A 26,864-nucleotide genomic window follows, 5' to 3' on the forward strand; every position below is an offset into this window, starting at 1 on the left:
GCTCGAAAGTGTCTAAATTATCCGTGGCGATTCATGCAGCGTGCTGAATGTCTTTTAATTTTGGCATTTCTGCTGAATATGCCAGACCTAAAGATGAGTAATAAGGCAATGTGGGAACTACTGTTAGAAAATGTACTTTAGCAGTATTTAATACAGAATGAGCCTGAACATAGGGGATAACTTGCCGTGTTAAGTCAGTCTCAGAAACATCAATTGGTACTAAAATAGAGTTGTACATTTTAGCCATCCTGTTTGTTTTTTGTTCGGCAGGAAGTTTAGTATCTGGGACAAAAAAAAATGTGTCTTGGCTGGCAAAACTTACGAATTGGTACCTTCATACTATTTGCGCTTTCAATCTAATGATTCTGGGGGGCAGGATTCATTATGTAGGTATTGTTCAAGTATCAGAGTTGCTTAAGACTCCACTTACTCCATCAATGTAACAACCGTATTCATTTCGAGGCTGCCGCATGGCGGCCTTTTTCATATCAGGCTCACGGGAATCATCCGCTACGTGCTTTGTTGACAAATCCAGCCCGTGAAGCCTGAACCTATTTCCCCTCATTCCTGAGAGGACTCACAGCAATTAAGAGGGGGCTAAATGTCCGATCCGATTTCCGGTACTGGGCTGGCTGGTGGTGTCCTGACGGGGGCCAGCGTCTATGGATTTCTTTCCGGAACCGATTACGGCGTGGTATTTGGCGCATTTGCCGGGGCTGTATTTTATATAGCAACGGCTGCGGACCTTAGCGCAGCACGTCGGCTGGCGTATTTTGTCGTGTCCTACATTGCCGGGATCATCTGCTCAGGGCTGGTTGGTTCAAAGCTGGCTGACTGGACTGGTTACAGTGATAAGCCTCTGGACGCTATCGGAGCCGTAATCGTTTCTGCTTTAGCTGTCAAAATCCTGACGTTTCTGAATAACCAGGATGTCGACTCGCTGGTGGCGCTGATAACGCGCCGGGGAGGTTCAGGTGGTACTAAATGACCCGTCAGCAACTGTTAACGCGCTGCTCTGCGCAGGGGTGGTAATAACCCTGATGTTCTACCGCCGGGGTGATTCCCGGCATCGTCCGTGGGTATCGCGTCTGGCATGGTTGATCACTGTGACTTACAGTGCAGTGCCACTGGCCTATCTGTGCGGCATTTACCCTCATTCTTCATGGGCCACGATTGGGGCCAACATCATTTTCCTGTCCGTGCTGGTGGCCGTCAGAGGCAACGTTGCACGTCTGGTTGATCATCTGAGGCACTAATGAATCAACAACAATTTCAGCAGGCGGCTGGTATAAGCGCCGGATTAGCTGCGCGCTGGTTTCCGCACATTGATGCAGCAATGAAGGAGTTTGGCATCACTGCGCCGCTCGATCATGCGATGTTCATCGCGCAGATGGGGCATGAGTCCGGCGGGTATGAAAAGCTGGTGGAAAGCCTGAACTACGCAGCCGATCGTCTTGTTCCCGTATTCGGCAAGCACCGTATCACGGCACAGCAGGCTGCCGCGCTCGGCAGAACGGCAACGCAATCGGCAAATCAGAAAGCGATTGCTAACCTGGTTTATGGCGGCGAGTGGGGCAAAAAGAACCTGGGCAACCAGGTTGCCGGTGACGGGTGGAAATATCGCGGGCGCGGGCTGAAGCAAATCACAGGGTTAAGCAACTATCGCAAATGCGGTCTGGCGCTAAAACTTGATCTGGTTACGCAGCCGGAATTGCTGGAACAGGACGAAAATGCAGCGCGTTCCGCAGCGTGGTTCTTTGCCACCAGCGGATGCCTTGTGTATTCCGGCGATGTGGAACGTATCACGATCATCATCAACGGCGGTAAAAACGGTCTTGATGACCGCCGTCGTCGGTTCAATCTGGCAAAAGCCGTGCTGGTGTGAGGCTGCTATGGGAATTGAAATGATTATCGGGCTGGCCGCAGCGGTGATTGCCGTTATCGCTGGTGCTTTTGGTTTCGGCCATGCGCGCGGCACCAGTAAAGCGGAAGCCAAAGCAGACAAGCAGCGCACCGAAGAGAACGCAGCGGCGACCGTTGCGGTGGCAGAACGTAAAGCTGAAGTCACTAAAGAGGCCAGTAATGCCCAGCAGACTGTTAATCACATGCCTGATGACGACGTTGATCGTGAGCTGCGCGAACAATTCTCCCGCCCCGGTGGTGGTTGATACTGCGTGCAGTTGGGTGCGCATCATCTACCTGACTGACCACGATATCGATGTGCTGGATAAGCAGACGAAGCGCGACATCCTGGCGCATAACAAATCAGTGCAGGTTAACTGCAAGAAGGAGTCTGCCCGTGAACGCAGAGAACCTAAGTGAAGCGTATTACATCAATAACGAGATAAAAGAACTACAGCGGCTGAAAGGTATACTGGAAAATGGTGCCGGGCTTGGTGTGACAATCCAGTCCGCCTATCAAGATAATGCCTTTCTTGAGGCTATACGCCCACATGCAGTGGCCGAACTTGACCGCCGTATTGAGGGAAAGAAAGCCGTGTTGGTTAATTTGGGTATCTCCTTCTCCTGATGTCACAGGCATTTAGTGAATGCCTGTGACAAAGCTAAATGGCATCAAGCATGCGATGATGATTGGTTAATAATTGAGCTATGCATGGTATAATAAGCCCCATTCATTGAAAGGTTAACCACCATGTCATTTTTCGATTATGCAATGCAGCGTGTTGGGCTTGCAGCCAATATGACTGTCATGTGCCCGATATGCGGACATAAATCCATACACTCGACCACGAAAGTACGCCAGCAACAGGCGTTACTTTGCCCTAAATGTAAATCGCTGTTTGTCATTCACAGGTAGTGGGTCGCGATACAAATAACCCTAGGCCTCGCAATAGCGGGGCTTTTTTATGCACTCAAATGACAATATTTCTCATTTTCAAAAGGTACTCCTGGCGATTCTGAACACCGAGGGGGCGAGGACACGCGGAAAATGGCTGGTTTTTTGCATTTTATCGGCATCATCATCATTCCCTTAACTTGTTGATATTTCAGTCGTGAAATTATTCACGATGTCGAAATGGTTAAATATTGTTCATCATCATGGATAACGAACTGAAAAACCTTCGCCTCAACATCAATCAGCTGGCAGCGGTGACCGATCTTCATCGTCAGACGATCGCAAGCAGGCTGAATAACGTTGAGCCTGCTCCAGGCAGTAATTCTCGTCTCAAGCTTTATTCTGTCGTGGATATTCTCCGGGAACTGCTGGGCCGAACCACGGCACCCGAGCTGGTGGATATCGATAAGATGTTACCGCCGGATCGTAAGGCGTGGTTTCAGTCTGAACGCGAGAGGCTTAAATTCCAGCAGGAAACAGGTGAGTTAATCCCGGCATCGACAGTGACCCGAGAATTTTCATCGATGGCAAAAGCCGTCGTTCAGGTACTGGAAACGCTGCCGGATATTCTTGAACGTGATTGTGCGATGACGCCTGCTGCTGTCGTTCGGGTTCAAAAAGTCATCGATGACCTGCGGGATCAGATAGCCCTGAAGGTTGAGCAGGCAGATACGCCGGAACAGGAGGACAGTTCGCCAGAAGAGGAGTAAGCCATGCGACAGGCCACGGCGGCGGAGCTAAGAAAAAACACTGCCGGGATCATCAGAGCACCGCGTCGAATGCCTGTAGCCGAAGCCGTACATAAATATATGCGTGTTCCGGTCGGCGTGGGTAACTCCGTTGAGTGGGATCCTAATCTTGCCCCTTATGTTGTGGAGCCGATGAACTGCCTGGCATCACGCGAATATGATGCTGTCATTTTTGTTGGCCCTGCCCGAACGGGTAAAACCATTGGTCTGATTGATGGCTGGGTGGTGTACAACGTTGTCTGTGATCCGTCTGACATGCTCATCATTCAGATGACGGAAGAAAAAGCGCGCGAACACTCAAAAAAACGTCTGGCCCGAACATTTCGTGTCAGCCCGGAGGTGGCATGCCGGCTAAGTCCTTCACGCAATGACAACAACGTGCATGACAGGACTTTCCTTGCCGGGAACTACCTGAAGATAGGCTGGCCGTCTATCAACATCATGTCGTCCTCAGATTTTAAGTGTGTGGCGCTGACAGATTACGATCGCTTCCCGGAAGATATCGACGGGGAAGGGGACGGATTTTCGCTTGCTTCAAAACGTACCACCACCTTTATGTCGGCGGGGATGACGCTGGTCGAGAGTTCACCGGGCAGGGAAATTACCAATACGAAGTGGCGGAGAAAGTCACCTCACGAAGCCCCTCCCACGACCGGGATCCTTTCTTTATATAACCGCGGCGATCGTCGTCGCTGGTACTGGCCATGTCCACATTGCGGGGAATACTTTCAACCGGCCATGGAGGCGATGACAGGCTACCGGGAAACGTCTGACCCGGTAAAAGCCAGTGAAGCGGCGCATATTGATTGTCCGCATTGTAGCGGCATGATTACCGCCGACAGAAAGCGGGAACTGAACGGAAAGGGTGTCTGGTTGCGTGAGGGACAGACTATCGACCGTGAGGGCAACATAACCGGAGAAGCCCGACGCTCGCGCATTGCCTCGTTCTGGATGGAGGGACCTGCGGCGGCATATCAGACATGGGCGCAACTGGTTTACAAATTACTGACGGCGGAACAGGACTATGAAGCCACCGGCAGCGAAGAAACGCTCAAAACGGTAATTAATACTGACTGGGGGCTGCCTTATCTTCCCCGTGCAGCCAGTGAGCAGCGACGTGCTGACGTGCTGATGCTGCGGGCAGAAGACTATGGCAAAGGTCTTGTGCCGCCGAAAGTCCGTTTTCTTCTGGCGTCGGTGGATGTGCAGGGCGGGAAGAAGCGCCGTTTTGTCGTCCAGATCATCGGGTACGGTGAAAACGGCGAACGCTGGCTGGTGGACCGCTATAACATCCGTCAGTCCCTGCGTTGTGATGAATATGGTGAGGCGCAGCAGGTGCATCCCGGATCCTATCCGGAAGACTGGCAACTGCTCATCACAGATGTTCTCGAAAAAACTTATGCGTTGCAGTCAGACCCTTCGCGACGGATGTCCATACTTGCCATGGCTGTCGACAGCGGCGGGGAAGATGGGGTAACGGATAACGCCTATAAATTCTGGCGCCAGTGTCGTCGTGACGGTCTGGGTAAACGGGTTTACCTGATAAAAGGTGACAGCACCCGACGCCAGAAAATCATTACCAAAACGCACCCTGACAACACAGGCCGAAGCGATCGCCGGGCGGATGCGCGTGGTGAGGTTCCGGTATATCTGTTGCAGACGGACCTGCTAAAAGATCAGCTCAGTAACAACCTTGAACGTGAAACCCCCGGTGCCGGGTTTATCCATTTTCCTGACTGGCTGGGGGAGTGGTTCTACGAAGAACTGACTTATGAAGAACGTGGCACGGACGGAAAATGGCGCAAGCCCGGAAAAGGCAATAACGAAGCCTTTGACCTTTTCTGTTATGCCCACGCCGTCGCTGTCCTGCGTGGTTATGAAAAAATCCGGGACTGGGAACAGCCCCCGGCATGGGCTGCCGCTCAGGAGTGTAATTCAAACATCATTGACGGGGAGCGCCCCAGGGAGATTGCTGTGAAAAAAGCGGTACCTGTACGTTCATCTTCTGTTTCTGTAACTGAACCGTCCAGCCCGCTTTCTGGTGGCTGGCTGGGTGTCAGTGATAACGGAGGCTGGCTGTGACGAAATCAGAAATTCAGCAGATGCTGATAACAGTACGCCAGGCATACCGTGATTCCCTGGACGGTAAAAGCGTGTCATTCACGGGGGTTAATGGCCGGGCAATTACCAACCATGACCCTAAAGCCCTGCGTGACGAGCTTGAATACTGGGAAAGGCGCTGGCGCGCTGTCTCAAACCGCAATGGCTCGTTCAAACTCGCTAACTTTCTGTAAGGCAAATCATGGGATTTTTTGAAAAGGCACTGGGCGCAATATCGCCCGGGTGGGCGGCATCGCGCGCACAAAACCGACTCAGACTCAGAGCCTATGAGGCAGCAAATCCGACTCGTCTGCATAAGGGGAAACGTGAATCCCGGTCAGCGGACACCGCTGTATTTGCAGCCGGTACTTCATTACGAGAGCAGGCCCGCTGGCTTGATGAAAACCATGATCTGGTGATTGGTCTTTTTGACAAGATGGAGGATCGGGTTATCGGTGCTCACGGGATCCACGTTGAACCGCAGCCGCTTGATCTTGAGGGTAATCTTCACTCTGAGTTTGCTGGTCAGTTATCCGCGCTCTGGGCGGAATGGTCGGTTCGTCCGGAAGTGACCGGGATGTTTACCCGTCCGGAAGCAGAGCGGCTTTTGTTACGTTCAGCACTGCGTGATGGTGAAGTGTTTACACAGATGGTGCGGGGAAATGTAGCCGGGTTGCAGCATTCAACCCAGGTACCATTTTCTCTTGAACTGCTGGAGGCGGATTTTGTTCCGTTTAACCTGAACAGTACCTCCGGGCAGCAGATCCGCCAGGGGATTATTGTCAATGCCTGGGGGCGACCGACGGGCTACAGAGTTTATAAGAACCATCCTGCCAGTTTTGCCGGACTCAATGCTGATTTAAAAACTGTTTCGGCTGACAGCATGCTGCACCTGGCTATGCGTAAACGGCTTCACCAGTTAAGGGGGATCAGCCTCATCCATGGCGTGATCACCCGGCTCTCCGATATTAAGGATTATGAAGAGAGTGAGCGCGTGGCGGCACGTATTGCGGCGGCGCTGGGTTTCTATATCAAACGTGGGGATGCTCAGTCTCTTGATACAGAAACCGAGTTTTCAACACCGGGTGGACAGCGGCATTACGATATTGCGCCGGGGATGATTTATGACGAGCTAAAGCCAGGCGAGGATCTGGGCATGGTGGAGTCGAATCGCCCGAATGTTCATCTGTATGAGTTCAGGAACGGTCAGATGCGCGCTGTGGCGGCGGGGACACGTGGCAGTTATTCCAGCATCGCGCGGGATTACAACGGTACCTACAGTTCACAGCGGCAGGAGCTGGTAGAGAGTTTTGAAGGTTACAACGTGCTGCAGCAGTGGTTTGTTGGGCAGCAAAGCCGTCCTGTATACCGAAACTGGCTGGCAATGGCGTTGCTCAGCGGCGTTACCATCCCCAAAGATGTCGACAAAAAATCCCTTTACAACGCGCTCTATCTTGGGCCAGTCATGCCATGGATTGATCCGGGAAAAGAGGCTGCTGCCTGGAAGGCAATTGTCCGTGGGGGGGCAGGCACAGAAGCCGAATGGACGCGCGCACGTGGTCAGAATCCGCAGGAGGTGAAACGTCAGCGTCTCCGGGAAACCCAATTCAACCGAGAAAACGGGCTGGTGTTCGACTCAGACGCCGCCAACGATAAAGGAGTGCTCCCTGATGCAGCAAATGATAAGCCCGCCCCGTCACGGGACGATGATTAACCCCCGCGCCAGTGTGGCTGGTATCGATGCCGCAAACGGTCAGTGCTGGTATGAGATTCGCGCACTGGCTGCAGGGCGTGTGGAAATATTTCTCTATGACGTGATCGGCGGCTGGGGGATTACCGCTCAGCAGTTTGTCTCCGACTGTAAGGAGGCCGGAGTGTTTGAGGCCAGCGCCGTCGATCTGCATATCCACAGCCCGGGCGGCGATGTGATGCAGGGATTTGCCATCTTTAACACCTTGTCCCGTCTGAAGGCGAAGCTGGATATCTGGGTGGACGGCGTGGCTGCCAGTATGGCTTCAATGATTGTCTGCCTGCCTGGCGCCACGGTGCATATGCCGGAAAACGCCTGGCTGATGGTGCACAAACCGTGGGGCGGGATCGCCGGGGATTCCGATGATATGCGTGATTACGCTGCCTGGCTTGATCGTAATGAAGCGCTGATGCTCAGTGCCTACATGAACAAGACCGGGCTGGGGCAGGAAGAACTGGAGGCCATGCTGAAAGCTGAAACCTGGCTTAATGGTGCTGAGGCAGTGGAAAAAGGTTTCGCTGACACGCTTGAACCAGAACTGCAGGCCGCGGCCTGTGTGAATCAAAATAAACTGAAGGATTACCTGAATATGCCAGAACAGATTAACAACCTTTTTGGGCCGCGCGCCGAAGCCCCTGCAAGTCAGCCGAAACCCGCACAAAACCCGGCGCCGCAGGCCGCAAATAACCCACCTGCACAGCAACCCGCCCAGCAACCGCTGGCAGGAAATATCGACATTACCGCGCTGGCAGCCCAGCTCCAGCAGCAGATGCAGGCAGCGAATACTGAACGAGTCAGCGCAGTTTCCGCTGTGTTTGATGCGTTTCCTGCTTTCGGCTCGCTGAAAGCAGAATGCATCACGGATATTTCCTGCTCAGCGGAACAGGCCCGCACCAAATTGCTCAATGCGCTGGCGGCAGGGACTACCCCGAGTGCCGGACCGGCTGCAATTCATATCCATGCGGGTAACGGGAATATTGTTGGTGATTCCATTCGTGCGGCGGTGATGAACCGTGCGGGTTATGCGCAGGCGGAAAAAGATAACGCCTACAACGGGTATACCCTGCGCGAACTGGCCCGCGCCTCGCTGGTGGATCGTGGTATCGGTATTTCTGGTGTCGGTACCGCACAGGCGATGGTTGGGCTGGCGTTCACTCACAGCAGCAGCGATTTCGGCAATATCCTGATGGATGTGGCGCATAAGGCGGCATTGCTTGGCTGGGATGAGGCCAGCGAAACATTCGAACAGTGGACCCGTAAAGGCACACTGACCGATTTCAAAACCGCGCACCGCGTTGGCCTGGAATCACTGGCGTCGCTGCGTAAGGTTCGCGCCGGGGCGGAATATAAATATGTCACCATTAAAGATCGCGGTGAGCCGATTGCACTGGCCACCTATGGTGAGCTTTTCAGCATTGACCGCCAGACTATCATCAACGACGACCTGGATATGCTGACGCGTATCCCGCAGGCAATGGGGCTTGCTGCGCGAGCCACTGTCGGCGATCTGGTCTGGGCTGTACTGACCAGCAACCCGAAAATGTCGGACGGTAAGCCGTTGTTCCACGCCGATCATGGCAACCTTGTTGCAGCCGATCTGAGTATTGAAGGGCTGGATACTGCACGTAAGGCAATGCTGCTGCAAAAATCCGGCGATCGTCGTCTGAATATTCGTCCGGCCTACATGCTGACGCCAGTGGCAATTGAGTCACGGGCAAACCAGCTGATTAAGTCCGCCAGCGTACCGGGCGCAGACGCGAACAGCGGGATCGTTAACCCGATCCAGAACTTTGTGACAGTGGCTTCTGAGGCCCGCCTGGATGACAGCAGCCCGACGGATTTTTATCTGACTGCTGCGCAGGGGCGCGACACCATTGAAGTGGCCTATCTGGACGGTATCGACACGCCATATCTGGAACAGCAGCAGGGCTTTACTGTGGACGGTGCCGCATTCAAGGTGCGCATTGATGCGGGTGTGGCCCCGCTTGACTGGCGCGGGCTGGTTAAAGTCACCAAAAAATAACGACCGCCGCCTGGCGGTTTTTTTATCCCTGAAGGCGGCGCTGGTCGCCTTTTCCTTTTATGGAGAAAAAACATGGCGAATAACTATCAGCAGGACGGTACCACACTGGATTATCACAATGCGGGTGTTGATGCCGTTTCATCCGGTGCGCTGGTGGCGGTCGGCGGAATTGCCGGGGTGGCACACAGCGATATTCCTGCTGGCGAGTGGGGAACACTGCATATGGCCGGTGTTTTTGTCCTGCCTAAAGCGGCAGAAGAAATTGCGGCAGGCCAGAAACTGTATCTGGCTGGCGGCAAGCTGACGGTGGCAAAAGGCGATGATGCAACGCCAAACCCGGTTGTTGGTTCCGCCTGGGGAGCAGCTGAGGCAGATGATGCTGATGTTGCCGTTCGCCTGGGGTTCTGATGAGCCGGTTCCGGGAGCGTTTGGCTAAAGCAGATGCCCGGATTAACCGGGCGTTTGCCGAAGAAGTCCCTGCATGCCTGCAAACGGGTGAAGGCCCGCGTCTGGTGACCGTGATTTTTGAATCACCGGATGCGCTGTCGGGTGTACCGGGCGGCGGGGAAATTCAGAACCATTCCCCGGCGTTCAGTGCAATGACTGCGGATATTTCCGGTCTCGAAAAACATGACGGTGTGGTTATCAATACCATCCCTTACCGGGTGACACATATCGGCTCGGATGAAGAAGGGCGGACCCGCGTCACGCTGGCATATGGGGAACCCGGCAAAACACAGCCTCAGATCGATAAATGGAGCTGATATGGCGCGGGAGTCTCGACTGCGGCGGGATTTACCCGTCGATATTGATGTGGATGTTATCTGGCGAATTGCGGACAGTATCGGTGCGACGCAAAAACAGTTCCGTGCAGCATACTCGCGCGCGCTCAGACGTACTGCCGCCACGCTGCGAAAGAAAGCGATGGCGGATCTGAAAGACGGGCTGGCCCCACGCAGTATGGATCTGGTCCGGCGCCGTCTGCTGTCTTTTCGTCTGGACAGGGGATCGCAACTGGATAACTTCCGGCTCTGGTTCGGGCTGAATGCCATTAAGGTGAAAGACCTTAAAGGACGAATCAACGGGCGGCTGCGACCGCACCATACCCGGCGTGACCGAAACTCGGGGCGTTTTATTAAAGCGCGCCGCCAGGCAGAAAACGCCGGATTTTCCCCGAAAGGTAATCTGCTGAGCGAACGGGCGTTTGAAAACGGGGAGGTGTCCCGTTCAAAACGGGATAATCGCCGGACGGTGGTTATTCGCGATCCCCTGACCCGCCGGACACGCGAAGCAGAAATGGATATCTACGAACCGATGCTGAACTACATCGAGGACAACGCATTTGCTGAAGCGATGGAGATTTTTATGCATCACTTTGAAACCGACATTCGCGGGCGCGTAAAAGCCCGTATTTCTGTCTGAGGTAACGAACGATGGCCGAGCCACTGTTGCTGGGGCGGTATCACGATGCTGTGACTGACGCATTAAAAAAAATCGGATGGGTGCGTGATGCCGGTGCGTATCCGGAACGAAATGTTCCCCGCTTTTCGGGCCTGACCACGCCCGCGGTGTATTTCTCGATTAACAGCTGGGAACAGGGTGGAGGTAATGAGGGGCAACTGAGCGTTAATTTAACCTGTGATCTCTTCGTGGTGGTGGATGCCGCCGGATCGGGTGTGAATCAGCCTGAGATTTTTGTCAGAACCGCTGCGGCCGATATTACCCAGTGGATTGACGGGCAGCAGTTTGGTCTGGGCCATATTGAGCCTGCGGTATTCACCACGGCTGAACGTGATGAGTTTGATCCGCGAATGGATGATTATCTGGTCTGGCGTATTTCTTTCACCCAGGCGGCTGCATTTGGTAGTGATCCCTTTGCACACAATGGCATGCCTCTGCAGCAGGCCTGGCTGGGTGCTGCACCTGATACGGGCCGTAATCACGTGGATGACTATCAGCTTATCTGGGAGGCTCAGCCCGATGAGTGATATAGAAGGCGACCTGCAGCGCAGACTGGCTAACCTTGTCCGGCGCGGTGTTATCCATTCCGTCAGGCACGATCGCATCCCAAAATGCCGGGTGGATTTGGGGGATATCATCACGACCTGGCTACCGTTGTGCCAGGGGTTTTCAGGAACCAACCGGGCGGATTCAAATCCTTATGCCGTGGGGGATGCGGTTACGGTCCTGTCCGAAGCCGGAGAACTCAACAACGGACGGGTGTTTCCCGGCTGGAATACAGGAAAGCTGCCGGTGCCGGAAGGAAGTGACAGCGAACACATTACCCGTTACAGCGACGGGACCGAGATCCGTTATGACAGGAACGCGCATGCCCTGACGATTACGCTGGCTGATGGTGGAACTTACAAAATTGTCGGTAAAGGCACGCTGGATGGTCCGGTTGAAATTACAGATACCCTGACAGTTCAGGGCAAAACCTGGATTAATGCTGACACGTCGGTTGCAGGGAATATCGGGGCGTCAAAGGAGATAACGGATAAATCCGGCAGCATGAGCAAGATACGTGAAGTCTTTAACAACCACGATCACCGCGGCGACAGCGGCGGGCTCACCGATAAACCTAATCAGAAAATGTGACCTGCTGCGGCAGGTTTTTTTATGCCTGGAGAAAAAACATGTCTCAGTTACATGGCGTTGAAACTATTGAACTCACCTCGGGTACGGTGGCGGTTACCACGATTCAGACCGCCATTATTGGCCTGGTGGGAACGGCACCTGATGCGTCGGGGGGAACAGCCGCATCGGGATCATCCGGTACACCCATTCTCGATAACGTTATCGACTTCACTGCAACCATTAAGGGGCGGGAAGGCAATGTCATCAATGTCGCTGTGCTGGCCGGACAGCCGGCAGCCGAAAATCCTGCTGCGGTTGTGACGTCAGCAAGCTGGGATCCTGAATCGCTGACACTGAAAATCACGCTGGGTTGTGATGAGCACGGTGTTATCACGGCTAAACCCGGAGACGTTGCTGAAGCCGTCGGTGGTGTTGATGGCGCAAAAGTCAGTGCGAGCGGGCGCGGTGACGGGATTGTCCAGCCCTTCAGCCTGCAATTAGCGGGGGGGGGAAGATGAACCCTTTCCTCTCAATACGCCGGTGGCGGTTGTCGGCACCACGCTGTTATCCCGCCTGGGTGAAAAAGGTACGCTGAAACAGGCACTGACAGACATTAACGATCAGCGTAATGCGCTGACGGTGGTGGTGCGTGTGGCAGATGAAAACGATGTGGCAAAACGACGCGCTGCGGTACTGAAGGGGATCGGCACCCTGTCTTCAGCGAAATCTGTTACCACGTACCAGCCGCGTATTGTGATTGCACCGGGATTCAGTGAGGACGATGCGGTTGGTAAGGGGCTGGAAACCGTGGCCGGGAAATTGCGCGCCGTTGCATATGTTGACTGCGCCTCCGGTGCGACGCTGCAGGAAGTGGTACAGCGTCGCCAGTCCTATGGCGCACGAACTGAACTGTTGCGCCCGCGGGTCCAGGCGAGCGATGCAGATGGCCAGCTGGTTTATCGCCCTTACTCTGCGTTTGCTGCCGGGTTACGCGCCCGCATCGACTTTGAAAAAGGCTGGTGGTGGAGCAAGTCGAACCAGGACATCAACAACATCCTCGGTGTTGAGCAAATCGATGAATTTATCCTCGGGGATGAGAACTGCGATGCAAACCTGCTCAACATGCAGAACGTTTCCACCATTATCCGCCGGGCGGGTTTTAAACACTGGGGGAACCGTCTGTGTGCTACCAATCCACAGTGGCGTTTTGAATCTGTCCGCCGTACTGCTGATGTTATTGAGGACAGCATTCAGGAAACCATGCTGGAGTATGTTGATCGCCCACTGGACCGGGAAAATGCGGATGACATTATCGGCACCATCAATGCCTATATGCGACAACTGGTCGGTCTTGGCGCCATATTCGGTGGGCGGGCCTGGCTGGATGAAGAACTGAACACCGCGGAAACCATGGCGTCGGGTGTCCTGTACATCAACTATGACTTTGGTCCGAAATCGCCGACTGAACTTATCAGCCTGCGCGTCCGGGTGAACAATAACTATGCGCTTGAGGAGATGCTTGCAGCATGAGCGATAAAAACACACTACGCGTCTGGACCTTCTTCCGGCAGGGGATCCGTATTCAGGGGGCGCATGAATTTACGCCGCCGTCTCTGGCTATTGTTAAAACGGATTTGCGTACCGGCGCACAGGATGCGCCCACCCCGGTTGATGACGGCATGGAAGCACTGACCTGTCAGGTTAAATTTTATGGGATAGATACGGATATGCTGGCCAGCTTTGGTTTTGTCAGCGGCAGCCGTTCACGCTTTACGGCTTATCAGGGCTATCTCGGTAACGGCACTGCGCGCGGTACGGTTGAGGAAATCGAGGGGTTTGTACAGACCGTCACGCCGGATGCGCGCAGTAAGGATACGCTTTCCGAAAATGCCGTAACGGTTGATATTGCGGTCAGCTACTACCGTCAGTCACTGGACGGGCGCGAACTGTTCGCCATCGATACAGAGCGTTTCGCCCGCCGGGTAAATGGCGTTGATGTGCTTTCTGGCCTGGCTGCCAAAGTGCGTCTCTGATTTTACTGTTATCCCACCACTGTAACGGCCTGTGGGCCGTTTTTTTATGGAGCACATTATGAGCTTTCCTGGTGAAACCCGCGTTATAAAACTGTATTCCCCCGTATCACTTGATAGCGGGATTGTGATCAATGAAGTCACCATGCGTGAACCACTGGTTCGTGATCGCATCACTCATGCCAAAGACCGCGGCAACGAAGAAGAGAAAGAAGCCCGCATGATTGCGTTGCTGTGCAATCTCAGTGAACAGGATCTCTGGCTGATGACGGCGGCAGATTATTCACAGCTGCTGGATGCCTTTAACGTTTTTATGCTCCCGCCCGCGAAGCGACCGAAGGCGGGCTCCTCCGGGCAATAAGATTTCTGGGGCGGCGACTGCATTTTCCGATGGCGGAATACCTCGATATGCCGTTCAGCACTTTCTCTGATTTTTTGACCGACGAACTGGAGACGATAAACCGTGGGCGGAATAAGCCAGAACCTTAAGGCCGTCATTACCTTTGGCGGAAACCTGGATAATTCATGGAAACGATCTGCAGATGGTCTGCAAAAAAGCCTGAAAGATGTCGGAAAGCAGTCCGAACGACTGACAAAAGATCAGACTAAACTGGCAGCAGAAATCAAACGCGCCAAACTGGCCGGTGAAAGCCTGGGGGATTTGAAGCGCCGCTATACCGATGTTTCCAGGGAAATCCGCAAAACGGAGGCGGAGCAGCAGAAACTGAATGTACAGATGCAAAAAGCACAGCGCATTCAGGCATTCAAAGGAGCCGGTAAAGGTCTGTTCCGGCGCGGTCTTGGGATCGCCGGGCAGGTGGGCGGGATGTTTGGGTCCGGGCTGGCTATTGGCGGTGGCGGTGTGGTGGCTTCAGCACTTGGCACACTGATAGCGCCAGCTGCCACCAATGCTGAAACGGCAACCCGCACTAATGTCGCAAAAAGTTACGGCGTGGACGTGGCCACGTTTAATGCCTGGGATTCTCTGGCGAAGCAGTACGACATGAATGCGGAAAACATTGGCGATCTCTTTGAAGAGTATCTGCACAAATCCGGGGAGTATAAACAGAACGGTAAGCAGGGCTCGCTGCAGGATGCGTTTGAAACGCTCGGGTTCAAAGCGGGGGATTTTGCCGGGCTCAGCGATATGGCGCAGTTCGACAAAATTGTTGAACGGGCGCTCAGCCTTCAGGACGAGTCGAAAGCCTCCTTCGCACTGGATTCTCTTTTTGGCGGGGAAGCGAGCAAACTGCTGATGCTTATCAAGCAGTCCGGCCGGAGCTACCGCGACCTGATGGACGAACAGCGGCGCTACAACCTTGTGACCAAAGAGGGGGCTGATGGGGCGGTTGCGGGTAATCAGGCTATCAATAATCTCCGCACTGTTTTCTCTTCTGCGGTCGCAGAAATTTCCGGGCAACTGGGAAATGAACTGGCGCCGGATATCCGTAACCTGACGAATGATCTTGCCGACTGGTTCAAAGGTGGCGGGATCAAGCGCATTGTGACTTTCCTGCGAAATGACCTTTATCCCGGCGTTCTGTCGTTCGGGCAGGGGGTGGTTTTTGTCGGCAAAATTATTTATGCGCTGGCTAAAAAACTGTCCTGGCTGCTGCCGGATGACCGTAATGACCAGCGTGACGTCCTAAAAACGCTTGCGGCAAATGGGGTAGAAAGAGCGCGTTTCAGGGCCAGCCAGAATGGACAGGGGGAATGGTTTGACCAGCAACTGAAAGAGCGTCCGGACCTGCCGCAAAAAGTTAAGCACTCCTGGGAATCCACCCGGGGATTGTTTGGCTTTGATTCTGATGATGAAACATTTAACAAATCGCTTGATAAATATCTGTCACCGGAAGGCGGCGACTCGCTTTTAAACTGGAATGTAGCGCTACAGCAGAACAAGGAGCATGCAGCGCAAACCATTAACGATGAGCCGGAAAGCAGTGCTGGTGTCTGGGATAAATATTCAAACGCTTCCCTTCTTCCCGCCGGGCAGCAGGAAAGACATGCTACTGCAACAGACAGATTACCTGCTGAGCCTGTGATTCTGAAAGACGAGAGTACGGGCGGTTACTGGGAAAGCCTGCTTCAGAAAATGGATGTACTGGATAAGCAGCCGCCATCACGGCAGATAACCGATAACCGCAAATTTGAGTACCACTTCGAAATTAATGCCGCGCCGGGACAGGATGAGAAAGCCATTGCCGATGAAGTGACCACGGTGACGAAAAACAATTCTGCCTTCAATGGTGATAACAGCCTTCTGGATGGGGGACTTGTCTGGTGAGTGAAATTATCCCGATATTTGAAGATTCCGGCCAGCGCGGTGCAGGCGCATTACGGGGTGGGCAGGAAGCCCGTGTGATGATGATGCTGGGGAGTTTCGCCTTTTCGATTGATACAGCGGCTTATCATCAGCTTACCCGTGAGGCCAGCTGGCGCTGGAGTGAACAGGAACGCATCGGCAAACAGGACCTTCTTCAGTACACCGGAAAGCCCGGGCGTACCGTCAGGCTTGAAGGGCAGTCCCACGCCTTTTTCCGTAAAGGGGTGGATGGGGTGAATGATTTATTTGATCTTGCCGATCAGGCGAAACCCCAGCAGCTTGTCAGCGGAGAAGGCGATGTGCTGGGGTGGTGGGTGGTGACCGACTTTTCAGACACGACGAGTAAGTTTTTACCGGGTGGTGGTCACCGAAACAAAAACTGGACGATGACGCTAAAACACTATGCCGACGATCTATCAAACCCGTGACGGAGATGTACTGGATGCAATTTGTGCCGTGCATTACGGTACTGAAAATCTTTCAGACTCAGTGACTCAGGTTCTTGAAGCCAATCAGGGGCTGGCGGATCAGGGGGCTATGTATCCTTCCGGCCTGTATATCACACTGCCGGATCTGGTGACGCCCGTAGCGGAATCGCCATTCAGTTTATGGGATTGATATGGCAGATCAGACAGCGATGCCGGAATATGCGCCGGCCTTCAGCATTCAGGCCGAAGGGAAAGATATAACCCGGGTGTTGCAACAATGCCTGAGTGAACTGACCCTGACGGATTATGGTGGGGCAACAGCAAAAGCCGATGAACTGAAAATCAGCCTCATCTCTGAAACACTGGCACTACCTACCAAAGGCGCCCGGCTTCGGGTCGCTCTGGGATTCAATGATCAACTAATCGATAAAGGCTGGTTTGTTGTCAGTGGTGTTTCCAGCAGCGGCCCGCCGAGGCGTATTGAGCTTTATGCGACCGCCGCGCCGATGAACGCTCAGAAACAACCTGGAGATGTGACAAGCCAGAAAACCCGGAGCTGGGATAACCTTCCCCTTGCCGATATTGTCAAAACAGTGGCCACCGATAATGGGCTTATTCCCCGCGTGGCCGACGCGCTGAAAGATATTCGTATCAACCATATTGATCAGGTGGCGGAATCAGATGCCAACCTGCTCGCAAGGCTTGCGCGTGACTACAACGCAGTGAGTAAACCATCTGGAGGTTACTGGCTTTTTTTGCAACAGGGAGCCACCGCAACGGCTTCAGGGAAACAGACTGGCGGGATCTCCATCACACCGGATGAAGTATCAAACTGGTCCTACAGTGAAGGTGAGCGGGGGAGTTCGACGGGGAAAGCTACGGGGAGCGGAGGAAAAGCCAAAGAGAAAATCGGTGTGCGTTATTACGACGAGGAGGACGGCACGACAAAGACCTCCTCCGTTGAACATGATGGCCCGGCGATGACCAATCCCTATACCCAGTCGGAGAAAAACACCGCCGAGCAACAGGCAAAATCCAGGAAAACACAGGCGAAGCGTAACGAGCAGAAAATGACGCTCACGGGGCCATGTCGCCCCAAACATGTTCCGCTGACAGCAGAAGCAAGTGTGTCGACTTCCGGTTTTGGCTCCCGTGAGGATCGGGCCTGGGTGGTTGAGTCTCTGGTATTTTCTCTGACGTCAGCGGGATTCAGCTACACCTATAACCTTGTCGTGGATATTCGTAAACCCGCAGCGGCTTCGAAAAAATCAGAAAAGCAGGACAAAAAAGGCCCGTCTTACTTCGGTTAACCCTTACGCCATCCGGCGACTCAGCAACGGAATTTAATCATGAACGGTGTAAACAACCGGACCGGAAAACGCCTGTCCGGCGTCGCCCATTTGCGCCAGTCCGTCAGCGACATTCTGACCACTCCCATCGGGAGCCGGGTTCTTGTCCGTGACTATGGCAGTGATCTGTTTTCGCTGGTGGATAACCCACGGGATGATTTGACCCGACTACAAATAATCGCCGCATCTGCGACCGCACTGGCCCGGTGGGAGACACGGCTGAAGGTAACACGTGTGCTTGTTTCCTTTCCTGAAGGGGAGTCCGGCTGTGTGCTGGATATCGAGGGGATCAACAAGGAAACCAATTTACCTGTCAGAACGGGAGACATAACGATTTATGGCAAGCAGCTATGACGTGATCAACCTGTCCGAACTGGACGTACCGGATGCCATTGTGGTGCCGGATGCGAATGAAATATTCACCCGGTGGCTGGCGCGCCTGCGGGAACTTGATAAGCAGTTTGATGCGCTGGTGGAATCCGATCCGACGTTTAAACAGGGGGAGGTGAATGCCTACCAGCTGACGCTGGCGTTCCAGCGGGTTAATGATGCCGTGCGGGCGGTATTTCTCGCGAGTGCAAAAGAGGCAGACCTTGATCAGATAGGTGCCGCATTCAACGTTAAACGGCAGGTGATTAAGCCCGGCGATCCGCTTGCCATACCGCCCGTGGAGCCTGAACTGGAAGACGATGCGGCATTTCGTGAACGTATCCAGCTTTCATGGGCGCAACTGAATACAGCAGGCGCGCGTAACGCATATCGCTTTCATGCTAAGTCGGCCGATACGGATGTTCTGGATGCCGATGCCTATGGGCCTGAAACCCATAACCGGCCAGGCTACGTTGATGTCTATGTCCTGTCACGTACCGGGGATGGAAAAGCGGGGCAACCCCTGCTTGATAAGGTTAACAGCACGCTGAATGCGGATGAAATTCGCCCGTTAACGGACTATGTGACGGTTAAAAGTGCCACGATTGCAAACTATGCCGTTACGGCGGAGCTGGAAATTCCGGAAGGACCGGATGCCAGTACGGTACTGAATAATGCCATCGATGTTTTACGGTCATACACCACGCTTTCTCATCGGATTAAAACGGTCATCCCGCTGTCTGCTATTTATGCCTCGCTGCAGCAATCCGGTGTGGTCCGGGTAAGGCTGATTTCTCCGGTGGCAGATCTGGAAGCGGAACCGGGTAAAGCCCCCTGGTGTACCGCCATTAATGTCACCCGCAGGGAGGTAAGCAGCAATGACGGCTAAGTTTCGATCTCTGCTTCCTCCTGGCGCATTTCATGAAGAGCGGGCGCAGGAGCAGGCCAGCGCTGAGCAAATCGCCACTCTCGATACCAACATGGTGCGCAAGTCCAAAAATCCTGACACCTGTCCGGCGCATCTTCTCCCCTGGCTGGCCTGGGAGCATGCCGTTGATTTCTGGGATGACTGCTGGACGGAGGCGCAGAAGCGACAGGTGATAAAAGATGCCGCATATGTGCATCAGCACAGGGGAACGGCCGGGGCGGTACGCCGTTCTCTCGGGTCTGTGAACCTGCCCACGACCGTGGTTGAGTGGTGGGAAGACACGCCGCGCGCTGAACCTTACACCTTCCGGATCGAAGTACAGAGCAGTGAGGGGGTCAGTGACGCTCTCTATCATCAGATCCGCCAGCTTACCGAGCGGGCCAAGAACCTGCGCAGTTATCTGAGCAAAATCGATGTGATGGCGAATGTGGGTATGGACGGGGCTTTTTATATTTCGGGTGCGACAACAGCGCATATCGATGTGGACATTTTTGCCGGGGAATCTCATGGCTGATTACTACTCAATTATCACTAACCGGGGTAAAGAACTGGAGGCAGAGGCGCTTGCCAGTGGTCGCCTGATTGTACTGACTCACTTTGTGGTGGGTGACAGTAATGGCAAGCAGGTCAAACCCGATCCGGCACAAATCCGGTTGATCAATGAAACGTACCGGGGCGATATTGCCGAGCTGGTGGTGTCCCCGGAACAGTCCACACAGCTAATGGCGAAAATCGTCCTGCCGACCGGGATTGGCGGATTTACCGTTCGCGAAGTCGGTTTAATGACTGACGCCGGGGAGCTTTACGCGGTGGCAAACTGCCCATCGATCGATAAGCCTGTTGGCGGTGTCAGCGTTAATATGCAGTTTCGCCTGGCGGTATCAGACACCTCAAATATCACGCTGAATGTTGCAACAGGCGACGGGTTATTCCTGCGCATTGATCAGAACCTGAAAGAGATAAAAGCACGCGGTGCTGAGGCACAAAAAACATCGCGTGAATCCATTGGTGTCCTTGATGGCACGACACAACAAAAGGGGCTTGTACAACTTAACAGTGCGGTGAATAACACCAGTGAAACGCAGGCTTCCACCCCGGCAGCAGTTAAGATCGCAATGGATAATGCGAATGCGCGACTGGCTAAAGACCGGAACGGCGGTGATATTCCTAATGTCGCATTATTTCTACAAAACCTTGGTTTGGTAGAGACGATAAATCGCGCTGCCGGATCGCTGCAAAAAGATCAGAACCTGAATGACATCCCGGACAAAACACAGGCGCGTAATGCCCTTCAACTCGGTACAGCAGCAACCGCAACACTAACAACGTCAACAACTGACGATACTACCGGGCGCGTACTGAAAGTAGGGGATCGAGGGTTAGGTAAAGGAACTATTCCCGCCCTTCGAGGATTTGATTTTAATCAGTATTGGTTTACTGCCGGGGAAACTCTGTTTATTGAAACCAACTCAGCGATTAATTTCCCTTCGGGAATGCCTGAATTTGCTAATACATATGTTTATGTGAATGTTGTCGGTATCCGTGATTCAAATAACGACTGCACACTTTTATTTTCCAGATATAACGCGAATGTAAGTTATTTGGTGTGGAGGATACAGGAAGGCGCTTCAAGAACATGGCAGGTTCGAAAAATCCCGGCAACCGCCGCAGATATTGGTGCCATTCCCAAAGATCCCATTGGAAAAATTGTAAATAACGGCACAATGGCTTCTGCATCCACGCCGGGGTGGTGGTTGGTGAGTCTTGATAAACCTGAAACGGTAGCTGATTTTCCCAAATACCCAAATGGTAACAGGCTATATAGCTATGGGTTTATGTTCGTTGCACGTTCAGGGAATATATGGCTGCAGCAATATTTCACGCATACAGGGGCAAGTGCCCATCGCCAGACATGGAATGGAGACATGTCAGAACAGACTCCGTGGGTTATCGACTACAGTACGGCAAACCCGCCGCCAGCCACAGATTTATCGGCTTATGCCACGCAGCAGTGGGTATTACAGAACTTTGTTCAGAATATTCGTGTCAGTGCAGCGCAAGAACGCAAGTTTTGGGACGGGAACGGATGGTCCGGCAATGACAGCGCATTTGCGACAGCTATATGGATGGTTGGGGGGAGTTCTAACGTTGGTGGCCTGCTTGTCCGATATGTTCAAAAACAGATTAACAACAATTGGTATAATATCACTGAATAAAAGGCAAAAATAAAATGCAGCATCTTAAAAACCTTAAAAAATACATACCAGATGATGAAGATAGCCTGTTTCTTATCAAGGAACATAATGTTGAGTTTTACATTTCAGAAGATGGAAGGGATTGGTATAAATCCCAGGCTGATTTCTCACCTGATACGTTGAAAATTGCTTATGATGAAACAGGTATTATTCGCAGTATTAGTAAGGATGTTTCAAGCATTTACCCGCGTGATTTTAGCATCGTTGAAGTTGATATTACAGAAGAGAACAAGAATGTAGATATTTTTGGTGGGTGGGTATTCGACAACGGAGAAATTAAGCCACGCCAATATTCGCAAGAGGAATTACGCGCACAGGCTGAAGCGAAGAAGACCGAGCTATTGTCTGCCGCTGCTGTCGCTATTGCGCCACTGCAAGATGCTGTCGATGAAGGAATGGCGACGGAAGAAGAAACCGCCGCACTGTCAGAATGGAAAAAATACAGGGTGAAGGTTATGCGTATTGATACGTCAAAACCTGAGTGGCCTCTGCTCCCGGATATTAAGGCCAGTTAATATCCGGAGCTGAAGACAAATCAAGGCGGCGCAATTTAGTGCGACTGGCCCGTAACGCCGCCAGTTCTGTTTCCTCTTCGGCTGAGATATCTCCATCTTTTTGCGCAGCTTCCAGCCAGTCAATACGTGCTGTCATCTCAGCCATGCGGCGGTCGCGTTCCGCTTCTGCTTGAGCCAGATAATCACAGATTTGCTGCAATTTACCGTCCTGATAAAACCAGTCAGCACCCAATTTGACGCGCAGATTAGCTTCTGTCGCCGGAAGTTCTACTACGCTCAGATTAACCGGGAAAAGAGCATGAATATTCGTCGAAAATGTTCTCACGCGACCATCATCGTCATAGCCGATTTTTAGCGTTGTGGATTCATCAAATAACTCAATAACGTCATACCAGTCGTTGCCCTTTTCATCACGTAAAAACATTACGTTCTGACCATCTATAATTTTTGGCCTGTCCGTAGTGTCTGGTGTATATGGGGTGAATTTGCCGAAGCGTTGCATTTTTATTTACCTTTAATTAATCACATACCAGGTGTTATTCACCTGTTTTCGTGTATAACGAACGATGAAATTACCGACGTTGCTGCTCCCACCAACCATATTAAAGTTGTACATAGCTGCGCCATCCGTCCCACGTGGATATCCCCAACCATCCCGGAATCCAACTTCAGCCGGTGCAGTCAGGTCGATATTCTGGACAAAGTTTTGTAATACCCAGGCTTGTGTTGCGTAATTATCCCTTGACTGGTAACGAGCATCAAAGTTTGCGTAGCTGCCAGGAAATATCTGCCCCCCACATTGCCAGTGCCCATTTTCATCCAGATAAGCTTGCCCATCAGTTCCATTTTCTGTACGGGATTTATTTATCATGTAAATGCCGAACTGATGATTACCCAACCCGCCAAGAATAAAATGTCTGTCAGGGTGTTCCTGCCTGACAATTGCCGATGCACCGTCCTTATCAACAGGTGTAACGCTGGAAAAACAAATCTGCTCGCGCATGTAAATCCAGCTTCCCGTTGAGCCAAATATCTGCACAGCACCAGGAACAATTCTCATCACCTGACGACTATTGGAATAAGCATCAAGAACGCCGTCACCATTCTGTTTAAAACCGGTGTCGTTGTCGCCCAAAGCAATTGAGTTACCGCCGAGGGCGTTCGTTGTTCCAATTCCCAGGCTCCCATTAATAACAGCGCCAACGAGAACATTCAAAAGACCCAATTTAAGCGTCATAAGGTCTTTGGTTGTATTACCTGCAACAGTACGCCATTTGAAATACTCGTCCCCATTATCACCTGTTTCAAACCACATATAAGAATCAGCGTCTGAATCCGATTCATTTTTGAACCCGATCTTCGCAAAATCCGTGTTTCTAACCCAGGCAAGGATAGAGTCATTATCGAATGTCAGACCACCAGTCATGTGATCGCCAGATTTTTGCAGTGCCCCGGCAGCGCGATTTATGGTTTCTACTAAACCAACGTTTACAAAAATGAATATTTCAGGTGCAAATGGCATGATCCAGGCTTTTAGCGAAGGGATTAATCATGCTGATAGGCTATGTACGGGTTTCAACAAATGACCAGAACACAGCATTGCAGAGAAACGCGCTTGAGTGTGCAGGATGTGAGCTGATATTCGAAGACAAGATAAGTGGAAAAACGTCAGACCGACCAGGCTTAAAAAAGGTGCTCAGAACATTATCAGAAGGTGACACGCTGGTGGTCTGGAAGCTGGATCGTCTCGGTCGTAGTATGCGGCATCTTGTCGTGTTGGTCGAAGAAATGAGGGAACGCGGCATAAACTTCCGTAGCCTGACCGACAGTATAGATACCTCCACACCGATGGGACGCTTTTTCTTTCATGTCATGGGAGCGCTTGCGGAGATGGAGAGAGAGCTTATTGTTGAGCGAACACGGGCTGGTTTAGCAGCTGCGCGCGAAGATGGTCGGATCGGCGGCAGACGGCCAAAGTTAACTGCTGAAGAGTGGGCTCAGGCTGGAAGGTTGATTGCTGCTGGAGAGTCACGAAAACGTGTGGCTATAATTTATGATGTAGGGGTGTCAACGCTATACAAAAAATTTCCTGCGCGGTGTTGAGAAGACGCCACCGCGTCGTCGTATGCAAGAACGGGCTGCGGCGGACTGGCGAACGTTCGATAGTGCGAGTATTGAATGATTGCCAGTCACGGCGGATTGTACTTAAGCAATATCAAGGTTCAAGGCGTTTAATCTGAAACCATCCACATATCAGCTTCTTCAAACATTTCCTGAACAGTACGGCTAATCTGTTCCTTCTCGTGCTTGCTGGTGTCAGTGTTGATCGCCGGCAGTGTCATCATCGGTTTTACCCAAGTACCAGTATCGGGAAAAGGCGCGGTTTCACACTTATTTCCCTTAGAATTACATCCTTTACATTAGACCTATGAATACAAGATGAAGTGCCACTTATTTGGCTAAAATGCAAACACAAATCTAACTTGGATGTGGTTTTGCGTTATTTTATAACGTTCTTTTCTAATAAAAAACATAAAGATATATTTGTTTTAGCCGATAATCTGTTTTAACTGTATGTATTTGATTCACGACAGATAGTAGAATGTATGTTGTTACATAGGGTCAGGCATATAAAGAGGTCGGTGTGAAGAATAACCACAATTTAAAACGAATTAAGCCTTATGTGATATCAATCACGTTTTCATTTTTTATTTTTTTCTCATTGTCTGAGATTTCAATGTATTATATATACAAGGAGAGGATTGCATCATATACAGAACGAGTTTTGAATAGAAGTGTTAGTCTCATTCAACAGATTGATAAAATAAATGATAGTTATGAAATATTTAATGCTTATAGTCCTTGTAGTGAACTACAACTTCATGCTCTAAGAGTGGCCTTATGGCCCTATGCTCTTATAAAAGATATATCATTTATTTCAAATGGTGCAGTCATATGTAGTGCTTTATGGGGAGTGTTGCCAGCACCATTGCTTCTCAATATCTATGATAGAAAAGTTGAAAAGGACAATGTAACTTGGTTTTTTGGTGTGTTACTGGAAAATAATGTAAAAGCTGATTTGCTAAGCAATCAAAAATTAGCCATAACGATTTCACCATTTGCATTTAATAGATTTGTTACAGACCATGAAGAGAAGGGGTTTTCTGCAATTGTAGGTGACAGAGATCATTCGCTTCATTTGTTCAAACTTGGTGAGCAGGTCGATCTTCTTGAAGAGGCTCAGCATGATAAATCCTACCAACTAGGACTTATTACCACGCAAAGCTGTAATAAAAATAATAATATCTGTGTCATGGGGGGAGTTAAATTTCCGTGGATGAGTTTCGATAGTTGGTTAACGATGTTGTTGATTTCCTTTACATCTATTGTAACTGGTGTTCTTCTGGGTGGTTTTTATAATCAAAGAGTTGCACGTAAGCAATCATTAGTTTCAAGATTAAAAAATGCGATAAGAAGCGAATCATTATATCTTGTGTATCAACCTATTTATAAAATAAAAACCGGAAAAATTGTTGGTGTGGAAGCACTAATTAGATGGGATGATCATGATATTGGTAGCATTCCTCCTGATATTTTTATCCCTATTGCAGAGAAGCATGGTTTAATCCAGGGAATAAGTGATTTTGTATTTCGAATGGTAGTAAAGCAAACCATGTCTCTTTCTGAGGAATTTGATATTTTTATAAGCATTAATGTTAGTTCTCAAGACCTTCTGTCGGAATCATTTCAAGAAAAAGTGTTTCAGATGATTGATGAATCAAATATAAAACCAGGTATGATAATGATGGAGTTAACAGAAAGGCAGAGCGCGGAAATAAATTCCCTCCAAAAGGTTATTTCTTTATTTAATAATAAAGGTATATCAATAGCTATTGATGATTTCGGGACTGGTCATTCAAATTTAAACTGGCTATCAAATTTACAAATAGATGAAATTAAAATTGATAAGTCAATTACAGATTCTATCGATGAATGCTCTATAAATAATAATGTATTGTCAGGGTTGGTGGAGATTTTTAAAGATATAACTCACAAAGTCGTTTTCGAAGGTGTAGAAACATCAACTCAGGTGAAATATTTAACTGAAATGTTCCCTGAGTGCGGTGTCCAAGGGTGGTATTACTCAAAGCCACTATCTATAGATAAATTGACAAAATTAGTCGAGGATGCCAATTTGCCTTAACATTTAACACTTTATTTTCATTGTTTTCGCATTCTATATAACACGTGTAACCGCGAGCTATATAAATTTAACTGCAGAAGGATTTTGATATCTTGCCGCATTCAATCTGCGAGTTGGTTCAAAATTGTATGTAATGTCATGTTCGGCTTCATCAGAGAGCTGGCCGAGTTAGGCTTCACGCGTCATTGACTGGGAATATCTTCCACACAGTCTCACCTCTAGGTTGTACTTTGAACTATAGGTTTTAGCTCAGAAAGTGTTGGTATATTAAGTATGGATAAACGCGTAACTAGTTGAATTTTATGAAGTGGAAATATTGTGGATATACCAGCAAGAAAAGTTAAGTTATTGAAAATATTACCAATGAAATCGGTCTCGAAAACCGGAGTAGGGGCAACTCTACC

General features: G+C 51.0%; 34 protein-coding genes and 2 pseudogenes. 32 read left to right on the plus strand and 4 right to left on the minus strand.

Annotated features, from left to right (window positions below; genetic code table 11):
- Positions 1-40 precede the first annotated feature (40 nt).
- Positions 41-238 (minus strand): annotated as a pseudogene (locus FDX01_RS05655) (universal stress protein UspA); the annotation flags it as partial.
- A 363-nt stretch (positions 239-601) separates the two neighbouring features.
- On the opposite strand from FDX01_RS05655, the gene FDX01_RS05660 reads away from it, so the two are divergent.
- The 30 genes from FDX01_RS05660 to FDX01_RS05795 all read left to right on the plus strand — a co-directional run bounded on the left by FDX01_RS05660 (position 602) and on the right by FDX01_RS05795 (position 22,256).
- On the plus strand, positions 602-988 hold the full coding sequence (locus FDX01_RS05660; RefSeq protein ID WP_048221181.1) for a phage holin family protein: 387 nt from the start codon (positions 602-604) through the stop codon (positions 986-988).
- Complete coding sequence (locus FDX01_RS05665; protein ID WP_072161082.1) at positions 975-1,256, plus strand: phage holin family protein; 282 nt, start codon at positions 975-977, stop codon at positions 1,254-1,256. The genes FDX01_RS05660 and FDX01_RS05665 overlap by 14 nt, the downstream gene beginning before the upstream one ends.
- On the plus strand, positions 1,256-1,885 hold the full coding sequence (locus tag FDX01_RS05670) for a glycoside hydrolase family 19 protein (protein WP_053389963.1): 630 nt from the start codon (positions 1,256-1,258) through the stop codon (positions 1,883-1,885). The genes FDX01_RS05665 and FDX01_RS05670 overlap by 1 nt, the downstream gene beginning before the upstream one ends.
- A 7-nt stretch (positions 1,886-1,892) precedes the next feature.
- Positions 1,893-2,168 carry a hypothetical protein gene (locus FDX01_RS05675; RefSeq protein ID WP_048221183.1) on the plus strand — a complete coding sequence of 92 codons (276 nt, stop codon included), beginning with the start codon at positions 1,893-1,895 and terminating at the stop codon, positions 2,166-2,168.
- Complete coding sequence (locus tag FDX01_RS23550; RefSeq protein ID WP_072161081.1) at positions 2,113-2,322, plus strand: hypothetical protein; 210 nt, start codon at positions 2,113-2,115, stop codon at positions 2,320-2,322. The genes FDX01_RS05675 and FDX01_RS23550 overlap by 56 nt, the downstream gene beginning before the upstream one ends.
- On the plus strand, positions 2,300-2,530 hold the full coding sequence (locus tag FDX01_RS05685) for a hypothetical protein (RefSeq protein WP_137399387.1): 231 nt from the start codon (positions 2,300-2,302) through the stop codon (positions 2,528-2,530). The genes FDX01_RS23550 and FDX01_RS05685 overlap by 23 nt, the downstream gene beginning before the upstream one ends.
- Before the next feature lie 123 nt (positions 2,531-2,653).
- On the plus strand, positions 2,654-2,818 hold the full coding sequence (locus FDX01_RS23555) for a YnfU family zinc-binding protein (RefSeq protein ID WP_219725564.1): 165 nt from the start codon (positions 2,654-2,656) through the stop codon (positions 2,816-2,818).
- A 242-nt stretch (positions 2,819-3,060) separates the two neighbouring features.
- Complete coding sequence (locus FDX01_RS05690) at positions 3,061-3,567, plus strand: DUF1441 family protein (RefSeq protein WP_016150425.1); 507 nt, start codon at positions 3,061-3,063, stop codon at positions 3,565-3,567.
- A gap of 3 nt (positions 3,568-3,570) precedes the next feature.
- Positions 3,571-5,688 (plus strand): phage terminase large subunit family protein, encoded by a 2,118-nt coding sequence (locus FDX01_RS05695; RefSeq protein WP_137399388.1) that lies wholly within the window; start codon positions 3,571-3,573, stop codon positions 5,686-5,688.
- The gene (locus tag FDX01_RS05700; RefSeq protein WP_101701295.1) at positions 5,685-5,900 is read left to right on the plus strand and encodes a hypothetical protein; all 216 of its coding nucleotides are present in this window, start codon (positions 5,685-5,687) and stop codon (positions 5,898-5,900) included. The genes FDX01_RS05695 and FDX01_RS05700 overlap by 4 nt, the downstream gene beginning before the upstream one ends.
- An 8-nt stretch (positions 5,901-5,908) precedes the next feature.
- Positions 5,909-7,420, plus strand: coding sequence for a phage portal protein (locus tag FDX01_RS05705; protein WP_101701294.1), 1,512 nt, complete (start codon positions 5,909-5,911; stop codon positions 7,418-7,420).
- Positions 7,377-9,479, plus strand: coding sequence for a ClpP-like prohead protease/major capsid protein fusion protein (locus tag FDX01_RS05710; RefSeq protein WP_137399389.1), 2,103 nt, complete (start codon positions 7,377-7,379; stop codon positions 9,477-9,479). Before FDX01_RS05705 ends, FDX01_RS05710 begins: the two co-directional genes overlap by 44 nt.
- A 72-nt stretch (positions 9,480-9,551) precedes the next feature.
- Positions 9,552-9,887: a capsid cement protein gene (locus FDX01_RS05715; protein WP_040230734.1), complete on the plus strand. Its 336-nt coding sequence runs from the start codon at positions 9,552-9,554 to the stop codon at positions 9,885-9,887.
- The gene (locus tag FDX01_RS05720; RefSeq protein ID WP_137399390.1) at positions 9,887-10,243 is read left to right on the plus strand and encodes a head-tail joining protein; all 357 of its coding nucleotides are present in this window, start codon (positions 9,887-9,889) and stop codon (positions 10,241-10,243) included. The genes FDX01_RS05715 and FDX01_RS05720 overlap by 1 nt, the downstream gene beginning before the upstream one ends.
- 1 nt (position 10,244) lies before the next feature.
- Positions 10,245-10,901 carry a hypothetical protein gene (locus FDX01_RS05725; protein ID WP_137399391.1) on the plus strand — a complete coding sequence of 219 codons (657 nt, stop codon included), beginning with the start codon at positions 10,245-10,247 and terminating at the stop codon, positions 10,899-10,901.
- Between the two features lie 11 nt (positions 10,902-10,912).
- The gene (locus FDX01_RS05730) at positions 10,913-11,467 is read left to right on the plus strand and encodes a hypothetical protein (protein ID WP_137399392.1); all 555 of its coding nucleotides are present in this window, start codon (positions 10,913-10,915) and stop codon (positions 11,465-11,467) included.
- Positions 11,460-12,077: a phage baseplate assembly protein V gene (locus FDX01_RS05735; RefSeq protein WP_137399393.1), complete on the plus strand. Its 618-nt coding sequence runs from the start codon at positions 11,460-11,462 to the stop codon at positions 12,075-12,077. Before FDX01_RS05730 ends, FDX01_RS05735 begins: the two co-directional genes overlap by 8 nt.
- A gap of 38 nt (positions 12,078-12,115) precedes the next feature.
- Entirely contained in the window at positions 12,116-12,574 is a 459-nt protein-coding gene (locus FDX01_RS23560; protein ID WP_249360882.1) for a hypothetical protein, read from the plus strand.
- Between the two features lie 22 nt (positions 12,575-12,596).
- The gene (locus tag FDX01_RS05740) at positions 12,597-13,586 is read left to right on the plus strand and encodes a phage tail sheath C-terminal domain-containing protein (RefSeq protein WP_249360883.1); all 990 of its coding nucleotides are present in this window, start codon (positions 12,597-12,599) and stop codon (positions 13,584-13,586) included.
- Positions 13,583-14,089, plus strand: coding sequence for a phage major tail tube protein (locus FDX01_RS05745; protein ID WP_016150414.1), 507 nt, complete (start codon positions 13,583-13,585; stop codon positions 14,087-14,089). The genes FDX01_RS05740 and FDX01_RS05745 overlap by 4 nt, the downstream gene beginning before the upstream one ends.
- A gap of 58 nt (positions 14,090-14,147) precedes the next feature.
- Positions 14,148-14,447: a phage tail assembly protein gene (locus FDX01_RS05750; protein WP_137399394.1), complete on the plus strand. Its 300-nt coding sequence runs from the start codon at positions 14,148-14,150 to the stop codon at positions 14,445-14,447.
- 102 nt (positions 14,448-14,549) lie between these two features.
- Positions 14,550-16,373 carry a hypothetical protein gene (locus FDX01_RS05755; protein ID WP_137399395.1) on the plus strand — a complete coding sequence of 608 codons (1,824 nt, stop codon included), beginning with the start codon at positions 14,550-14,552 and terminating at the stop codon, positions 16,371-16,373.
- Complete coding sequence (locus FDX01_RS05760; protein ID WP_137399396.1) at positions 16,370-16,840, plus strand: phage tail protein; 471 nt, start codon at positions 16,370-16,372, stop codon at positions 16,838-16,840. Before FDX01_RS05755 ends, FDX01_RS05760 begins: the two co-directional genes overlap by 4 nt.
- The gene (locus FDX01_RS05765) at positions 16,815-17,030 is read left to right on the plus strand and encodes a tail protein X (RefSeq protein ID WP_016150410.1); all 216 of its coding nucleotides are present in this window, start codon (positions 16,815-16,817) and stop codon (positions 17,028-17,030) included. Before FDX01_RS05760 ends, FDX01_RS05765 begins: the two co-directional genes overlap by 26 nt.
- Position 17,031: 1 nt before the next feature.
- Positions 17,032-18,150, plus strand: coding sequence for a contractile injection system protein, VgrG/Pvc8 family (locus FDX01_RS05770; protein WP_137399397.1), 1,119 nt, complete (start codon positions 17,032-17,034; stop codon positions 18,148-18,150).
- 39 nt (positions 18,151-18,189) lie between these two features.
- A complete protein-coding gene (locus FDX01_RS05775) occupies positions 18,190-18,543 on the plus strand; it encodes a GPW/gp25 family protein (RefSeq protein WP_032943848.1) in 354 nt (117 codons plus the stop codon).
- Entirely contained in the window at positions 18,527-19,447 is a 921-nt protein-coding gene (locus FDX01_RS05780) for a baseplate J/gp47 family protein (protein ID WP_137399398.1), read from the plus strand. Before FDX01_RS05775 ends, FDX01_RS05780 begins: the two co-directional genes overlap by 17 nt.
- Complete coding sequence (locus FDX01_RS05785) at positions 19,437-20,000, plus strand: phage tail protein I (protein WP_137399399.1); 564 nt, start codon at positions 19,437-19,439, stop codon at positions 19,998-20,000. Before FDX01_RS05780 ends, FDX01_RS05785 begins: the two co-directional genes overlap by 11 nt.
- Positions 19,993-21,702, plus strand: coding sequence for a phage tail protein (locus FDX01_RS23565; protein WP_249360884.1), 1,710 nt, complete (start codon positions 19,993-19,995; stop codon positions 21,700-21,702). The genes FDX01_RS05785 and FDX01_RS23565 overlap by 8 nt, the downstream gene beginning before the upstream one ends.
- A gap of 14 nt (positions 21,703-21,716) precedes the next feature.
- A complete protein-coding gene (locus FDX01_RS05795) occupies positions 21,717-22,256 on the plus strand; it encodes a tail fiber assembly protein (protein ID WP_137399400.1) in 540 nt (179 codons plus the stop codon).
- Here the strand turns inward: FDX01_RS05795 and FDX01_RS05800 are convergent.
- Positions 22,243-22,758 carry a tail fiber assembly protein gene (locus tag FDX01_RS05800; RefSeq protein ID WP_249360885.1) on the minus strand — a complete coding sequence of 172 codons (516 nt, stop codon included), beginning with the start codon at positions 22,756-22,758 and terminating at the stop codon, positions 22,243-22,245. The genes FDX01_RS05795 and FDX01_RS05800 overlap by 14 nt on opposite strands.
- Positions 22,759-22,770: 12 nt before the next feature.
- Positions 22,771-23,778: a hypothetical protein gene (locus tag FDX01_RS05805; protein WP_137399401.1), complete on the minus strand. Its 1,008-nt coding sequence runs from the start codon at positions 23,776-23,778 to the stop codon at positions 22,771-22,773.
- A gap of 29 nt (positions 23,779-23,807) precedes the next feature.
- On the opposite strand from FDX01_RS05805, the gene FDX01_RS05810 reads away from it, so the two are divergent.
- The gene (locus tag FDX01_RS05810) at positions 23,808-24,359 is read left to right on the plus strand and encodes a recombinase family protein (protein WP_053390079.1); all 552 of its coding nucleotides are present in this window, start codon (positions 23,808-23,810) and stop codon (positions 24,357-24,359) included.
- A 128-nt stretch (positions 24,360-24,487) separates the two neighbouring features.
- On the opposite strand, the pseudogene FDX01_RS05815 reads toward FDX01_RS05810, so the two are convergent.
- Positions 24,488-24,663 (minus strand): annotated as a pseudogene (locus tag FDX01_RS05815) (DinI-like family protein).
- Positions 24,664-24,900: 237 nt separating this feature from the next.
- On the opposite strand from FDX01_RS05815, the gene FDX01_RS05820 reads away from it, so the two are divergent.
- Positions 24,901-26,460, plus strand: a complete 1,560-nt coding sequence (locus tag FDX01_RS05820; RefSeq protein ID WP_137399402.1) for an EAL domain-containing protein — start codon at positions 24,901-24,903, stop codon at positions 26,458-26,460.
- The last annotated feature ends 404 nt before the right edge of the window (positions 26,461-26,864 follow it).

This window comes from Citrobacter sp. wls613 (assembly GCF_005281195.1).
GTDB classification, from domain to species: domain Bacteria; phylum Pseudomonadota; class Gammaproteobacteria; order Enterobacterales; family Enterobacteriaceae; genus Citrobacter; species Citrobacter gillenii.

What these genes read in the sequence shown, in the direction of transcription:
- FDX01_RS05800 (WP_249360885.1), bottom strand. Translation starts at nt 22,758, where the DNA reads ATGCAACGCTTCGGCAAATTCACCCCATATACACCAGACACTACGGAC.
- FDX01_RS05705 (WP_101701294.1), top strand. Translation starts at nt 5,909, where the DNA reads ATGGGATTTTTTGAAAAGGCACTGGGCGCAATATCGCCCGGGTGGGCG.
- FDX01_RS05775 (WP_032943848.1), top strand. Translation starts at nt 18,190, where the DNA reads ATGAACGGTGTAAACAACCGGACCGGAAAACGCCTGTCCGGCGTCGCC.
- FDX01_RS05670 (WP_053389963.1), top strand. Translation starts at nt 1,256, where the DNA reads ATGAATCAACAACAATTTCAGCAGGCGGCTGGTATAAGCGCCGGATTA.
- FDX01_RS05710 (WP_137399389.1), top strand. Translation starts at nt 7,377, where the DNA reads ATGCAGCAAATGATAAGCCCGCCCCGTCACGGGACGATGATTAACCCC.
- FDX01_RS05795 (WP_137399400.1), top strand. Translation starts at nt 21,717, where the DNA reads ATGCAGCATCTTAAAAACCTTAAAAAATACATACCAGATGATGAAGAT.
- FDX01_RS05810 (WP_053390079.1), top strand. Translation starts at nt 23,808, where the DNA reads ATGCTGATAGGCTATGTACGGGTTTCAACAAATGACCAGAACACAGCA.
- FDX01_RS23550 (WP_072161081.1), top strand. Translation starts at nt 2,113, where the DNA reads ATGACGACGTTGATCGTGAGCTGCGCGAACAATTCTCCCGCCCCGGTG.
- FDX01_RS05720 (WP_137399390.1), top strand. Translation starts at nt 9,887, where the DNA reads ATGAGCCGGTTCCGGGAGCGTTTGGCTAAAGCAGATGCCCGGATTAAC.
- FDX01_RS05805 (WP_137399401.1), bottom strand. Translation starts at nt 23,778, where the DNA reads ATGCCATTTGCACCTGAAATATTCATTTTTGTAAACGTTGGTTTAGTA.
- FDX01_RS05690 (WP_016150425.1), top strand. Translation starts at nt 3,061, where the DNA reads ATGGATAACGAACTGAAAAACCTTCGCCTCAACATCAATCAGCTGGCA.
- FDX01_RS05725 (WP_137399391.1), top strand. Translation starts at nt 10,245, where the DNA reads ATGGCGCGGGAGTCTCGACTGCGGCGGGATTTACCCGTCGATATTGAT.
- FDX01_RS05780 (WP_137399398.1), top strand. Translation starts at nt 18,527, where the DNA reads ATGGCAAGCAGCTATGACGTGATCAACCTGTCCGAACTGGACGTACCG.
- FDX01_RS23555 (WP_219725564.1), top strand. Translation starts at nt 2,654, where the DNA reads ATGTCATTTTTCGATTATGCAATGCAGCGTGTTGGGCTTGCAGCCAAT.
- FDX01_RS05765 (WP_016150410.1), top strand. Translation starts at nt 16,815, where the DNA reads ATGCCGACGATCTATCAAACCCGTGACGGAGATGTACTGGATGCAATT.
- FDX01_RS05695 (WP_137399388.1), top strand. Translation starts at nt 3,571, where the DNA reads ATGCGACAGGCCACGGCGGCGGAGCTAAGAAAAAACACTGCCGGGATC.
- FDX01_RS05730 (WP_137399392.1), top strand. Translation starts at nt 10,913, where the DNA reads ATGGCCGAGCCACTGTTGCTGGGGCGGTATCACGATGCTGTGACTGAC.
- FDX01_RS05735 (WP_137399393.1), top strand. Translation starts at nt 11,460, where the DNA reads ATGAGTGATATAGAAGGCGACCTGCAGCGCAGACTGGCTAACCTTGTC.
- FDX01_RS23565 (WP_249360884.1), top strand. Translation starts at nt 19,993, where the DNA reads ATGGCTGATTACTACTCAATTATCACTAACCGGGGTAAAGAACTGGAG.
- FDX01_RS05770 (WP_137399397.1), top strand. Translation starts at nt 17,032, where the DNA reads ATGGCAGATCAGACAGCGATGCCGGAATATGCGCCGGCCTTCAGCATT.
- FDX01_RS05785 (WP_137399399.1), top strand. Translation starts at nt 19,437, where the DNA reads ATGACGGCTAAGTTTCGATCTCTGCTTCCTCCTGGCGCATTTCATGAA.
- FDX01_RS05750 (WP_137399394.1), top strand. Translation starts at nt 14,148, where the DNA reads ATGAGCTTTCCTGGTGAAACCCGCGTTATAAAACTGTATTCCCCCGTA.
- FDX01_RS05660 (WP_048221181.1), top strand. Translation starts at nt 602, where the DNA reads ATGTCCGATCCGATTTCCGGTACTGGGCTGGCTGGTGGTGTCCTGACG.
- FDX01_RS05715 (WP_040230734.1), top strand. Translation starts at nt 9,552, where the DNA reads ATGGCGAATAACTATCAGCAGGACGGTACCACACTGGATTATCACAAT.
- FDX01_RS23560 (WP_249360882.1), top strand. Translation starts at nt 12,116, where the DNA reads ATGTCTCAGTTACATGGCGTTGAAACTATTGAACTCACCTCGGGTACG.
- FDX01_RS05745 (WP_016150414.1), top strand. Translation starts at nt 13,583, where the DNA reads ATGAGCGATAAAAACACACTACGCGTCTGGACCTTCTTCCGGCAGGGG.
- FDX01_RS05675 (WP_048221183.1), top strand. Translation starts at nt 1,893, where the DNA reads ATGGGAATTGAAATGATTATCGGGCTGGCCGCAGCGGTGATTGCCGTT.